Source organism: Paratractidigestivibacter sp. (assembly GCF_963660155.1).
In the GTDB taxonomy this organism is placed as follows: Bacteria; Actinomycetota; Coriobacteriia; order Coriobacteriales; family Atopobiaceae; genus Paratractidigestivibacter.
The window spans coordinates 1-12,932 of sequence record NZ_CAVKWG010000033.1 but is presented as its reverse complement, the minus strand read 5'-3'; the positions used below and the strand labels follow the sequence as shown (position 1 = coordinate 12,932).

The 12,932-nt window shown below is 65.8% G+C and carries 11 protein-coding genes; all 11 read left to right on the top strand.

Translation table 11 applies throughout. The features are described 5' to 3' along the window. The first annotated feature begins 35 nt into the window (after positions 1–35). Positions 36–722 carry an N-acetylmannosamine-6-phosphate 2-epimerase gene (locus U5709_RS05910; protein ID WP_321971122.1) on the top strand — a complete coding sequence of 229 codons (687 nt, stop codon included), beginning with the start codon at positions 36–38 and terminating at the stop codon, positions 720–722. 140 nt (positions 723–862) lie between these two features. After that, complete coding sequence (locus tag U5709_RS05905; RefSeq protein ID WP_321971121.1) at positions 863–1,945, top strand: Gfo/Idh/MocA family oxidoreductase; 1,083 nt, start codon at positions 863–865, stop codon at positions 1,943–1,945. Beyond that, positions 1,945–2,694 carry a DeoR/GlpR family DNA-binding transcription regulator gene (locus tag U5709_RS05900; protein ID WP_321971120.1) on the top strand — a complete coding sequence of 250 codons (750 nt, stop codon included), beginning with the start codon at positions 1,945–1,947 and terminating at the stop codon, positions 2,692–2,694. Before U5709_RS05905 ends, U5709_RS05900 begins: the two co-directional genes overlap by 1 nt. A gap of 230 nt (positions 2,695–2,924) precedes the next feature. Beyond that, a complete protein-coding gene (gene pfkB / locus U5709_RS05895) occupies positions 2,925–3,827 on the top strand; it encodes a 1-phosphofructokinase (RefSeq protein ID WP_321971119.1) in 903 nt (300 codons plus the stop codon). Between the two features lie 54 nt (positions 3,828–3,881). Further along, complete coding sequence (locus U5709_RS05890; RefSeq protein WP_321971118.1) at positions 3,882–5,858, top strand: fructose-specific PTS transporter subunit EIIC; 1,977 nt, start codon at positions 3,882–3,884, stop codon at positions 5,856–5,858. A gap of 225 nt (positions 5,859–6,083) precedes the next feature. Next, the gene (rapZ, locus tag U5709_RS05885; protein WP_321972993.1) at positions 6,084–7,010 is read left to right on the top strand and encodes an RNase adapter RapZ; all 927 of its coding nucleotides are present in this window, start codon (positions 6,084–6,086) and stop codon (positions 7,008–7,010) included. 1 nt (position 7,011) lies between these two features. Then, entirely contained in the window at positions 7,012–7,977 is a 966-nt protein-coding gene (whiA, locus tag U5709_RS05880) for a DNA-binding protein WhiA (RefSeq protein WP_321971116.1), read from the top strand. A gap of 202 nt (positions 7,978–8,179) precedes the next feature. Further along, positions 8,180–9,205, top strand: coding sequence for a type I glyceraldehyde-3-phosphate dehydrogenase (gene gap / locus U5709_RS05875; RefSeq protein ID WP_321971115.1), 1,026 nt, complete (start codon positions 8,180–8,182; stop codon positions 9,203–9,205). A gap of 96 nt (positions 9,206–9,301) precedes the next feature. Further along, complete coding sequence (locus U5709_RS05870; protein WP_321971114.1) at positions 9,302–10,492, top strand: phosphoglycerate kinase; 1,191 nt, start codon at positions 9,302–9,304, stop codon at positions 10,490–10,492. Further along, the gene (gene tpiA, locus U5709_RS05865; protein ID WP_321971113.1) at positions 10,485–11,252 is read left to right on the top strand and encodes a triose-phosphate isomerase; all 768 of its coding nucleotides are present in this window, start codon (positions 10,485–10,487) and stop codon (positions 11,250–11,252) included. Before U5709_RS05870 ends, tpiA begins: the two co-directional genes overlap by 8 nt. A 5-nt stretch (positions 11,253–11,257) precedes the next feature. Beyond that, the gene (gpmI, locus tag U5709_RS05860; RefSeq protein ID WP_321971112.1) at positions 11,258–12,811 is read left to right on the top strand and encodes a 2,3-bisphosphoglycerate-independent phosphoglycerate mutase; all 1,554 of its coding nucleotides are present in this window, start codon (positions 11,258–11,260) and stop codon (positions 12,809–12,811) included. Positions 12,812–12,932: the final 121 nt, after the last annotated feature.

Here is a 12,932-nt window from a genome sequence, read left to right as displayed (position 1 = left end):
GGGACAGTCCCTTCGTATCATCCTAAGGAGAAAAAATGGTCGATCCGCTGATCCAAGGACTCAAGGGCAAGCTCGTGGTGAGCGTCCAGGCCTATCCCGGCGAGCCGCTGCGCCACCCGGAGACCATGGCCCAGATGGCGCGCGCCTGTGAGCTGGGAGGGGCGGCCGCCATTCGCTGCCAGGGCCTCTCCGACATCGCCGCCATCAAGGGCCGCGTCGACGTGCCCGTCATCGGCCTGTGGAAGGAGGGCCACGAGGGCGTCTACATCACGCCCACGCTGCGCCATGCCGTGGCCTGCGTCAACGCCGGCGCCGACGTGGTTGCCATCGACGCTACCGACCGCCCGCGCCCCGACGGCCGCACCTTCGAGCAGACCGTGGCCGAGCTGCGCGAGCAGTGCGAGACGCTCGTGATGGCCGACTGCATGACCATCGAGGACATCCGGCGCGCCGTTGCCTGCGGCTGCGATTTGGTGTCCACCACGCTCAGCCACAACAAGGCCGCCATCGACACCACCATGAACGACGGCCCGGACATCCCGATCCTGCGCCAGGCGCTGGCGGAGTTCCCCGGCTTCCCGGTGATCTGCGAGGGGCACGTGCACACGCCGGCCGACGCCAAGCTCGTCATGGACGAGGGCGCCTGGGCCGTGGTCGTGGGCACGGGCATCACCCACCCCACGAGCCTCACCAGCTGGTTCAAGGCCGCCATTGAGGAATAGGGCCGCGTTTACCCGATTGATTCCCAATCCAGGGGCGGGCCGTTGGCCTGCCCCTCGTTTTATGCGGTCAAAAAGCGATATACTGCGCATATGTGAAAGAAACTGCGTGTTTATGCGCTTCAATTTGGAGGGAATCAAGCATGGCCGATGAGAACGTTTCCGCACCGCTCGATGCCGAGGCTGCGGCGAAGGCCGCCTTCGCCGCCGTGGCAAATCAGGGGTTCCCGAGCGATATCTTCACTGCGCCGCAGCTCAGATGGGCCGTCGTCGGCTGCGGTGTCATTGCCAACCAGATGGCCGAGTCGCTTACCCTCGCGGGCCGGCACCTGCTCGGCGTCCAGAACCGCACCCGTGCCAAGGCCGAGGGCTTCGCGTCGGCGCATGGCGTCGAGCGCGTCTACGGCACGTTCGCCGACCTCTGCGCCGACCCGGACGTAGACGCCGTGTATGTGACCACCCCGCACAATACCCACATCCGCTACCTGCGCGAGGCCCTGGCCGCCGGCAAACACGTGCTCTGCGAGAAGTCCATCACGCTGAACTCCGCCGAGCTCGATTGCGCCCGCGCGCTTGCCCTCGCCAACAATGTCGTGCTCATGGACGCCACCACGATCCTGCATATGCCGCTCTATCAGGTGCTTCTTGCCCGCGCAAAGGCCGGGGAGTTCGGGCGCATGAACTTGGCCCAGGTAAACTTCGGGAGCTTCAAGCCTTATGACCCCAAGAGCCGGTTCTATAACCGCGGCCTCGCCGGCGGGGCCGTGCTCGACATCGGCGTCTACGCGCTCAGCATCATGCGCCTCTTTATGGAGTCGGCGCCGACCGAGGTCGCGAGCCTCGGCAACACCTGCGAGACCGGCGTGGACGTGGCCGGCGGCGCCGTATGCCGCAACCCCGAGGGGCAGATCGGCGTGATCAGCCTTACCCTGCACTCCAAGCAGCCCAAACGCGCCGTTATCAGCTTCGACAAGTGCTACATCGAGGTCGATCAGTACCCGCGCGCCGATACCGCGCGCATCGTGTGGACCGAGGATGGGCGCGTCGAGGAAGTGTCTGCCGGCACCGAGGCGTACGCGCTGTGCTACGAGATGGCCGACCTCGAGCGCGCCGTCGCGGGCGATGCCGAGGCGGCTAGGCTCATCGACTACGCTGCCGACGTTATGAGCGTCATGGACAAGCTGCGCGCCGATTGGGGCGTCGTGTATCCTGAGGAGGAGAAATAATGCTTGCCGACCAGCGGCACTCCCATATTCTCGAGATCGTCAATGCCAACGGATCGGCCACGGTCGTGAATTTGGCTGCTGAACTGGGCATCTCCGAGTCGACTATCCGACGCGACCTCGAGAAGCTCGACGAGGCCGGGCGTCTCACCAAGGTCCACGGCGGCGCCTTGGCCCTCGACCACGAGGGCGTCACGCGCGACGTGCCCATCGCCGAGCGCTCGACTCTGCACACGGCCGAGAAACGCGCCATTGCCGCCGCCGCCGCCCCGCTTGTGGGGCCGCACGACTTCGTCTACCTGGACGCCGGAACCTCCGTCGACGCCCTTATCGACGTCCTCACCGAGAAGCGCGCCCGCTACGCCACCGATTGCGTGAGCCATGCGCTCAAGCTCGCGTCGCGCGGGTTCGACGTCGTCGTTCTCGGCGGCTCGCTCAAGAGCGCGACCGAGGCGCTCGTCGGCCCGGACGCCAACGCGAGCATCTTGCGCTACCACTTCACCTTGGGCTTCTGGGGCACGAACGGCGTCACGGCAGACGACGGCTTCACCACGCCGGACTTCGCCGAGGCCGAGGTCAAGCGTATCTCCATGAGGCAGACCCTCCACCGGTTCGTGCTCGCCGACGCGAGCAAAGTGGGGCGCACGAGCTTCGTCACCTTCGGCGACTTCGAGTCCGCCACGCTCATTACGAGCCCGCTTCCCGCCGGCAGCCCCTACGCCGCCCTCGACAACGTCGAGATCGTCGGCTGACCTGCATTGGGGACAGTCCCTTTTGCAGGTAATGACCTGCAAAAGGGACTGTCCCCAATGCAGGTCACTGCCAATATCAGTCAGTTTCTGTCACTGAATCTACCGCTCACAGCCGATAACCTACCGCTCACCGTCATTTGGAAGATTCTGCGCGAGGCTATTCACAAATGAGCAAAAACGTGCAATAGTTCTCACCAGCAATCAGACAAACGACGTCACGGAGGCCGGCAATGATCTACACCGTCACGTTCAACCCCTCGCTCGACTACATCGTCCGCGTGGACGACATGCGCCTCGGGCAGATCAACCGCACGAGCTACGAGCAGATCCTGCCCGGTGGCAAGGGCATCAACGTCTCCATCGTTCTGGGCAACCTCGGCCACGCCTCCCGCGCCCTCGGCTTCTCTGCGGGCTTCACGGGCATCGCGCTGGAGTCGCTGCTCCAGTCGTCCGGCGTCGACCGCGACCTCGTGCACGTCGCCGAAGGCTTCACGCGCATCAACGCCAAGGTCAAGTCCAACGAGGAGACCGAGCTCAACGGCCAGGGCCCCCGCATAACCGACGCCGACATCGAGAAGCTCTACGTCAAGCTCGACGCGCTTACCGACGGCGACATCCTCGTCATCGCCGGTTCCGTGCCCAACACGCTTCCCGGCGACATGTACGAGCGCATTATGGCCCGCCTCGACGGCCGCGGCGTCCGCATCGTGGTCGATGCTGAGCGCGACCTTCTCACTCGCGTCCTTCCTTACCACCCGTTCCTCGTCAAGCCCAACAACCATGAGCTCGGCGACATCTTCGGCGTCGAGCTCGCGACCCGCGACGAGGTCGTCCCGTACGCCAAGAAGCTCCAGGAGCAGGGCGCGGTCAACGTCCTCGTCTCGATGGCGGGGGAGGGCGGCGTCCTCGTCGACGCCGACGGCGGCGTGCACCAGAGCCCGGCCGCCAGGGGCACCGTGGTCAACTCCGTCGGCGCCGGCGACTCGAGCGTCGCGGGCTTCATCGCCGGATACCTCGAGACGGGCTCCTACGAGACCGCTTTCAAGATGGGCCTCTCCGCAGGCTCCGCAAGTGCCTTCGCAGATCACCTCGCCACGCGTGAGGAGGTTGAGGAGTTGATGTCTCGCGCCTAGGTACGGGCATCGCAAAACAGCGTTTTTGTAGTTCCAAGGAAAGGAGCTCTAAGCATGAAGATCACCGATTTGTTGAGCGCGCAGAGCGTGAAGGTGGGGGCGGCGGCCGCGAGCCAGGCCGACGCCATCGACCAGCTCGTCGCTCTCCACGTCGCCGCCGGTAATGTGACCGACGCTGACGGCTACAAGGCGGGGGTCCTCGCCCGCGAGGCGGAGTTCTCCACCGCCGTGGGCGACGGCATCGCCATCCCACACGCCAAGGTGGCCGCGGTGGCCAAGGCCGGCCTCTCCGCCATGACCGTCCCGGGCGGCGTGGACTGGAGCGCCCCCGATGGCGCCCCTTGCGACCTTATCTTCGCCATCGCCGCCCCCGAGGGCGAGAACAACGTCCACCTCGAGATGCTGGCCAAGCTCTCCGCGCTGCTCATGCACGAGGACTTCGCCAACGCCCTGCGCGCCGCCAAGACGCCTGAGGAGTTCCTTGCCGCCATCGATGCCGCCGAGGCCGGTCGCGACGCCGCCGATGCCGCCAAGGCCGAGGCCGCCGCTGCGCCCAGGACTGCGGACTCCGAGTGGCCCCAGATCCTGGCCATCACCGCCTGCCCGACCGGCATCGCCCACACCTACATGGCCGCCGAGAACCTCGAGAAGAAGGCCGCCGAGATGGGCCTGACGCTCAAGGCCGAGACCCAGGGCTCCGCGGGCGCCAAGAACGTGCTCACCGCCGACGAGATCGCCCACTGCAAGGGCATCGTCATCGCCGCCGACAAGAACGTCGACCTGTCCCGCTTCGACGGCAAGCCCGTCTACACCACGACCGTCTCCGCGGGCATCAACGACCCCGAGAAGCTCATCAACATCGTGATGAACGGCGAGGCGCCGGTCCACCACAACGCCGGCGGCGCCGTTGCCGCCACCGCCAGCGCGGAGCAGGAGTCCACCTGGCACAAGATCTACAAGCACCTCATGAACGGTGTCTCCCACATGCTGCCGTTCGTGATCGGCGGCGGCATCCTGACCGCCATAGCGTTCCTCGTCGACCAGCCGGGCCTGGGTACCAGCTCCTACGGCTCCTCGATCCCGGCCGCGGCCCTGTTCAAGACCATCGGCTCGGAGGCCTTCGGCCTGATGCTGCCGATCCTCGCCGGCTACATCGCGAGCTCCATCGCCGATCGCCCCGGCCTCGCCCCCGGCTTCGTCGGCGGCCTCTTCGCCAAGGCGGGCTATGACTTCGCTTACCTGAGCACGCTCGATTCCTCCGGCCTCATCTCCGGCGGCTTCATCGCCGCGCTCTTCGCCGGCTTCGCCGCAGGCTACCTGACCCTCGGCATCGAGAAGCTCTGCGACAAGCTCCCGAGCTCCCTTGAGGGCATCAAGCCGATGCTCATCTACCCCGTGCTCGGCACCCTTGCCATCGGCGTCGTCATGCTCGCCCTCAACCCGATCTTCGCCGCCATCAACACCGGCCTCAACAGCTTCCTCGCCGGCCTCGGCACGAGCAACATCGTCGTCCTCGGCCTCGTGCTCGGCGGCATGATGTCCATCGACTTCGGCGGCCCCTTCAACAAGGCTGCTTACGTCTTCGGCACCGCTGCTCTCGATCCGAGCTCCGGTCTTGGCACCACCGGCCAGATCATCATGGCCGCCGTCATGGTCGGCGGCATGGTTCCGCCGCTGGTCATCGCCCTTTCCACCACGTTCTTCAAGAATCGCTGGACCAAGGACGATCGCAACGCCGGCCTGGTGAACTACATCATGGGCCTCTCCTTCATCTCCGAGGGCGCCATCCCGTTCGCCGCCGCCGACCCCGCCCACGTCATCCCGTCCTGCATGATCGGCTCCGCCGTCGCAGGCGCCCTCTCCGCGGCCTTCGGCTGCACCAGCCCCGCCCCGCACGGCGGCGCCTGGGTCACCGCCGTCATCGGCAACCCGATCATGTGGCTCGTCGCCTGCATCGTCGGCTCCGTCGTCGGCTGCCTCATCCTTTCCTTCTGGAAGAAGCCCCTCTCTAAGGAGGAGTCCGGCCTCTAAGGCTCAACGGACCTAGGTTTCTTTGCCGCCCGCGCGTCCAATTTGGGGGAGACGCGCGGGCGGCTTTTTGTGCGCGCTGTCGGCTCGGGGCTGTGTCGAGGCGCTCGTGGCGCCCGCGCGCGGTCCTGATGGGCTCCGGACGCCGGCCGCCGGCCCGTAAACCCCGCCGGCCCGGGCGTTTCAGCTGCCGTATACTCAAAATCGTCGTCAACGAAGGGGGAGAAGATGCCGACCGACGCCCAAAAGATGCGCGCCGCCGAGAGCCGCAACCGCGTGCCCGACGTCATCGTGATCACCGGCATGTCCGGCTCGGGCCGCACCCAGGCCCTGCACGTCTTCGAGGACATGGGCTACTTCTGCATCGACAACCTGCCCCCGCGTCTGCTTCTGCAGCTCGCCGAGCTCGTGGGCATCAACTCCGGCGTCGGCCGCCACCTGGCCGTTACCTGCGACCTTCGCAGCCAGGGCCTCTTCGACGAGATCTCGGACTCCATAAAGCAGCTGCGCGAGCACGAGATCACCTGCCAGGTCGTCTTCCTTGACACCTCCGACGACGTCCTCATGCGCCGCTACGACGAGAACCGCCGCCGCCACCCGCTCGCAGTCCCCGGCGAGTCGCTCGCTTCCGCCATCGCGCGCGAGCGCCAGCAGCTCGTGGCCGTCCGCGACGCCTCCGACCTCGTCATCGACACCTCGTCGCTTCCTACCAAGGACCTGCGCGCCCGCCTGCGCCGCGCCTTCTCCGAGCTCACCGACCAGCAGCTCATGGAGGTTTCGGTCTTCTCCTTTGGCTTCAAGCACGGCATGCCTGTCGAGGCCGACCTCATGATCGACGTGCGCTTCTTGCCAAACCCGTTCTACGACCCGCAGATGCGCACCCTCACCGGCAACGACCCCCTCGTCCGCGACTTCGTGCTCCAAAACGACGTGACCCAGAGGTTCCTCGACGCCTGGGAGCGGCTGCTCGACGTGGCCATGCCCGGCTATGTGGCCGAGGGCAAGAGCCGCCTTTCAATCGCCGTCGGCTGCACGGGCGGCCAGCACCGAAGCGTCGCCATCGCTAACGCCACGGCCGATTACCTGCAGCGCAGCGGCTACCGCGTCGCGCTCTCGCACCGCGACCTGGCACTTGCCAACGTGAGGAACAGCTAGCATGTCGTTTACCGCCGAGGTAAAAGACGAGCTCGCCCGCGTTGACGGACCGAACGAGAACGCGCAGCGCGCGCAGCTCTCGGCTATCATGCGCGTCTGCGGCACGCTGAGCTTCCGCGGCCCCGGTCGCTACTCCATCAAAATCGCCACCGAGACGGGCGCTGTCGCGCGCACCGCCATCAAGCTCATTCACAAGCTCTACGATCTCGAGACCTCGCTCACCGTGCGCCGCAGCGTCCTGCACAAGACACGCAACTACCTCATCGAGATCCCCGAGCAAGCCGAGCTCGCCGATGTGCTGGTGGAGCTCGGCATCCTCGCGCCAGGCCAGGGCCTTTCCGCGGGCGTCCCCAGAAACCTCCTCCGCACGCGCTCGGCCATCTCGGCCTTCGTCCGCGGCGCCTTCATGGCGGGCGGCTTCATCGCCGACCCCCGCGGCGAGTTCCACCTGGAGGTCGCCGTCACTGGCGAGGACTTCGCCCGCGAGCTCGTGGCCCTCATCGGCTCCTTCGGCGCGACGGCCCGCCTCAACCACCGCCGCGGCGCCTACGCCATCTACCTTAAGAGTTACGAGGACATCACCGCGCTTCTGCGGGGTATGGGCGCCGAGCGCGTCGCCCGCGTCGTCGAGCTCGCCCGCGCCAAGAAATCCGTCAAAAATGACGTCAACCGCCGCGTCAATGCCGAGATGGCCAACCAGGCGCGCTCCACGGGCGCGGCCGCCGACCAGCTCGAGCTCATCGACGAGGCCGAGCACCTCATCGGCTTCGCCGCGCTGCCGCCGGCCGTCGCCGCCTTCTGCGAGGTCCGCCGCGAGAACCCCGAGCTCAGCCTCGCCGCGCTGGGGGAGGAGATGGACCCGCCCGCCTCGAAGTCGGCCATGTACCACCGACTGCTGCGCCTGCAGAAGCTCGTCGAGGACGCGCGCGGGCAGGGGAGCCCCGCCGACGCGGGCCTGCCCGACTAAACCGCCGCGGGCTGCTAGTTTTTCGGCGAACGCGCATGATTCTGCGCGCAAGCATAATTTTCCGCGCATTTTTGGAAACCCAATTTGCTGACGAACGTATAAACACGGCTGCGTTTGCGGTACACTTTTCGGTGGCATTGTTTGCCAACCGTATACAGGTCCCAAGGGGAGAAGCCCCGCGGACCATGTGAAAGGAGAAGGCATGGCAGTAAAGGTTGCTATTAACGGCTTTGGTCGCATCGGCCGTCTGGCTTTCCGCCAGATGTTCGGTCACGAGGGCTCCGAGATCGTCGCTATCAACGACCTCACCTCTCCGGACATGCTCGCTTACCTGCTGAAGTATGACTCCACGCAGGGCAACTACTCCCGCGACCACGAGGTCGTGGCCGGCGAGGACTCCATCACCGTTGACGGCAAGACCATCAAGATCTACAAGGAGGCCGACGCCAACAACCTGCCTTGGGGCGACCTCGACGTCGACGTCGTGCTCGAGTGCACCGGCTTCTACTGCTCCAAGGACAAGGCCCAGGCCCACATCAACGCTGGCGCCAAGAAGGTCGTCATCTCCGCTCCCGCGGGCAACGACCTCCCGACCATCGTCTTCAACGTCAACCACGAGCAGCTCACCGCTGATGACAACATCATCTCCGCTGCCTCCTGCACCACCAACTGCCTCGCCCCGATGGCCAAGGGCCTGAACGACTTCGCCCCCATCGTCTCCGGCATCATGACCACCATCCACGCCTATACCGGCGACCAGATGCCGCTCGACGGCCCGCAGCGCAAGGGCAACAAGCGTCGTTCCCGCGCCTGCGCCGAGAACATCGTCCCCAACTCCACCGGTGCCGCTAAGGCCATCGGCCTGGTCCTCCCCGAGCTTAACGGCAAGCTCATCGGCGCCGCTCAGCGCGTCCCGACGCCCACCGGCTCCCTCACCAACCTCTACGCCGTCGTCGAGGGCACCGTTACCGTCGACCAGGTCAACGCCGCTATGAAGGCCTACGCTGAGTCCATCCCCGAGACCTTCGGCTACAACGAGGACGAGATCGTCTCCTCCGACATCGTCGGCGAGACCCACGGCTCCATCTTCGACGCCACCCAGACCATGGTCCAGGACCTCGGCAACGGCCAGTCCCTCGTTCAGGTCACCTCTTGGTACGACAACGAGAACTCCTACACCTCTCAGATGGTCCGCACCATCAAGTACTTCGAGAAGTTCGTCGCGTAGTTCTCGCTCCGACCTTAGCTTCACTGGGGCGCGGTCGCAGCTTTCGGGCCGCGTCCGCGCCCCTTTTCTTTTCAATCCTCTACCCAAGGAGTGAGCATGGCTTTTACCAAGAAGACTGTTCGCGACGCTGACGTCGACGGCAAGCGCGTCCTGTGCCGCGTTGACTTCAACGTCCCCATCAAGGACGGCGTTGTGGGCGACACCACCCGCATCTCCGCTGCTCTCCCCACCATCAAGTACCTCGTCGAGCACAACGCCAAGGTCATCCTGATGAGCCACCTTGGCCGTCCCGACGGCACAGGCTTCCAGGCTGAGTTCTCCCTCGAGCCCGTCGCCAAGAAGCTCGCCGAGATGAGCGGCCTCGACGTCAAGTTCGTGGCCGACACCTACGGCGACGAGGCCAAGGCCGCCGTCGAGGCTCTTCAGCCCGGCGAGGTCCTCGTCCTCGAGAACGTCCGCTTCGACAAGCGCGAGAAGAAGAACGACCCCGAGATCGCCAAGACCCTCGCTTCCTACGGCGACATCTTCGTCCTCGACGCCTTCGGCACCGCTCACCGTGCCCAGGGCTCCGTCGTGGGCCCCGCCGCCTACCTGCCCGCCTACGCCGGCTTCCTGCTCGAGAAGGAGGTCGACACCCTCACCGGCATCTTCGCCGACCCCGAGCGCCCCTTCGTCGCCATCGTCGGCGGCTCCAAGGTGTCCTCCAAGATCGGCGTCCTCGATCACCTCATCGACTCCGCCGACACCCTTATCATCGGCGGCGGCATGGCCTACACCTTCTTCCTGGCCAAGGGCTACACCGTCGGCACCTCCCTCAAGGAGGAGGACTGGGTCGAGCGCGCCGGCGAGATGATGAAGAAGGCCGAGGAGAAGGGCGTCAAGATCCTGCTCCCCATCGACAACGTTGTTGCCGACCACTTCGGCGAGGACGCCGAGGGCGAGGTCGTCGACTCCGACAAGATCCCCGATGACCGCATGGGCATGGACATCGGCCCCAAGACCTGCGAGCTCTACGCCGAGGCCATCAAGGGCGCCAAGACCGTCTTCTGGAACGGCCCCATGGGCGTCTTCGAGATGGATCAGTTCGCTGCCGGTACCGAGGCCGTCTGCCGCGCCGTGGCCGACTCCGACTGCACGTCCATCATCGGCGGCGGCGACTCCGTCGCGGCCGTCAACAAGTTCGGCCTGGCCGACAAGATGAGCTGGATCTCCACTGGCGGTGGCGCTTCCATGGAGCTCGTCGAGGGCAAGGCTCTTCCTGGAGTGGAGGCGCTTCTCGATGCGTAAGTTGATGATTGCCGGCAACTGGAAGATGAACAAGACCTACACCGAGGGTGTCGTCCTCGCTCAGGGTCTTGCCGACGAGCTCAAGGGCGCCGACGTCAAGGTAGACGTCGTCGTGTGCCCGCCGACCGTTGACCTCAAGGGTGTCTCCGAGGTCATCGAGCAGTCCGAGGCTCCCTTCGAGCTCGGCGCTCAGAACGTCTATTACGCCGAGTCCGGCGCCTACACCGGCGAGACCGCCCCGAACATGCTCGAGGCCGTCGGCGCCAAGTACTGCATCATCGGCCACTCCGAGCGCCGCGGTTACTTCGGCGAGACCGACGAGGACATCAACAAGAAGGCCAAGATCCTGATGGAGCACGACATCGTGCCGATCAGCTGCTGCGGCGAGCCCCTCGAGATCCGCGAGGCCGGCACCCACGTGCAGTTCGTCGTCGACCAGATCAAGGCCGACACCGAGGGCCTCGAGATCTCCGATCCCTCCAAGTACGTCATCGCCTATGAGCCCATCTGGGCCATCGGCACCGGCAAGACCGCCACGGCCGACGACGCCCAGGAGGTCTGCGGCGCTATCCGCCAGACCCTCGTCGAGGTCTTCGGCGCCGAGACCGCCGATCAGATCCGCGTTCTCTACGGCGGCTCCGCCAAGCCCGAGAACATCGCCGAGCTTGTCGCCAAGCCCGACGTCGACGGCGCCCTCGTGGGCGGCGCTTCCCTCAAGGCCGCCGACTTCGCTTCCATGGTCGTTAAGGCGGGCGAATAGATCTTATGGCGCAGCGTCACCTTCCCGCGATTCTGATCATCATGGACGGGTGCGGCCTGGCCCCCGAAGGCGCGGACAACGCCGTCGCGGCCGCCAACACCCCGTTCATCGATAGTCTCTACGCGAACTACCCGCACACCACCCTCGGCGCTTCCGGCGAGGACGTCGGCCTGCCCGACGGCCAGATGGGCAACTCCGAGGTCGGCCACCTCAACATCGGCGCCGGCCGCATCGTGTTCCAGGAGCTCTCGCGCATCAACAACGCCATCAAGGACGGCTCCATCAACGAGAACGACGTCTTTGTCCGCGCCATGGACGACGTCAAGGCCGAGGGCAAGACCCTGCACCTCATGGGTCTCATGAGCCCCGGCGGCGTCCACTCCCACATGGACCACGTCAAGGCCCTGGTCGAGATGGCCGCGGGGCGCGGCGTGCAGCGCGTGCGCGTCCACGCCTTCATGGACGGCCGTGACGTCGACCCGCAATCCGGCGCCGAGTACGTTGCCGAGTTCTGCGACTTCCTCAAGGAGCTTGGCGAGAAGACCGGCGTCGACGCCCGCGTTGCCACCGTGTCCGGCCGCTACTGGGCCATGGACCGTGACAACCGTTGGGAGCGCATCCAGCGCGCCTATGATGTCATGGTCAACGCCTCCGATGCCGAGGCCTGCCCGGTCGAGGGCATCAAGGCCTACTACGAGAAGGACCCGCGCGGCGACGAGTTCGTCGAGCCCTTCGCGTGCCACAACGAGGGCATCCACGCCGGCGATGCGATGATCTTCTTCAACTTCCGTCCCGACCGCGCCCGTCAGATGACCCGTGTCTTTACCGACGACGCCTTCGACGGCTTCGAGCGCGAGAAGATTGCCCTGTCCCACTTCGTGACGATGACCGAGTACGACCCGACCTTCGACGTCGAGGTGGCCTTCCCCAAGACCTTCCCCGAGAACGTCCTGGCCGACGTCATCGCCCAGAACGGCCTGAAGCAGCTCCACACCGCCGAGACCGAGAAGTACGCCCACGTGACCTTCTTCATGAACGGCGGTATCGAGGAGCCCAAGGAGGGCGAGGAGCGCGTGCTCGTCGCTTCCCCGAAGGTCGCCACCTACGACCTCAAGCCCGAGATGAGCGCCCCCGAGGTCACCGAGAAGCTCGTCGCCGCCATCAACGAGGATCGCGCCGACTTCTACATCGTGAACTTCGCCAACTGCGACATGGTCGGCCACACCGGCGTCTTCGAGGCCGCCGTCAAGGCCGTCGAGGCAACCGACGAGGCCCTCTCCAAGGTTGTCCCCGCCATTCTCGCCAAGGGCGGCTTCGCGCTGATCACCGCCGATCACGGCAACGCCGACCACATGTTCGACGTCGACGCCGACGGCGAGAAGCACCCCTTCACGGCACACACGACCAACCGCGTGCCGTTCATCATCGTGTCCGACAAGGCCAAGCTCACCGGCATCGAGGACGGTCGTCTCTCCGACATCGCCCCCACCATGCTCACCATGGCCGGCCTTGAGCCCTCCGCCGAGATGACGGGCCGCGCGCTCGCCGTCGAGGAGTAGGCTCCCGCACACGCACCGCTAAGGGAGTGGACAAAGGGACAGTCCCTTTGTCCACTCCTTTTTTGTCTGCGCTTTGGGGACAGTCCCCTTTTTGCACACGAACCGTCGCATCAAGCAATTG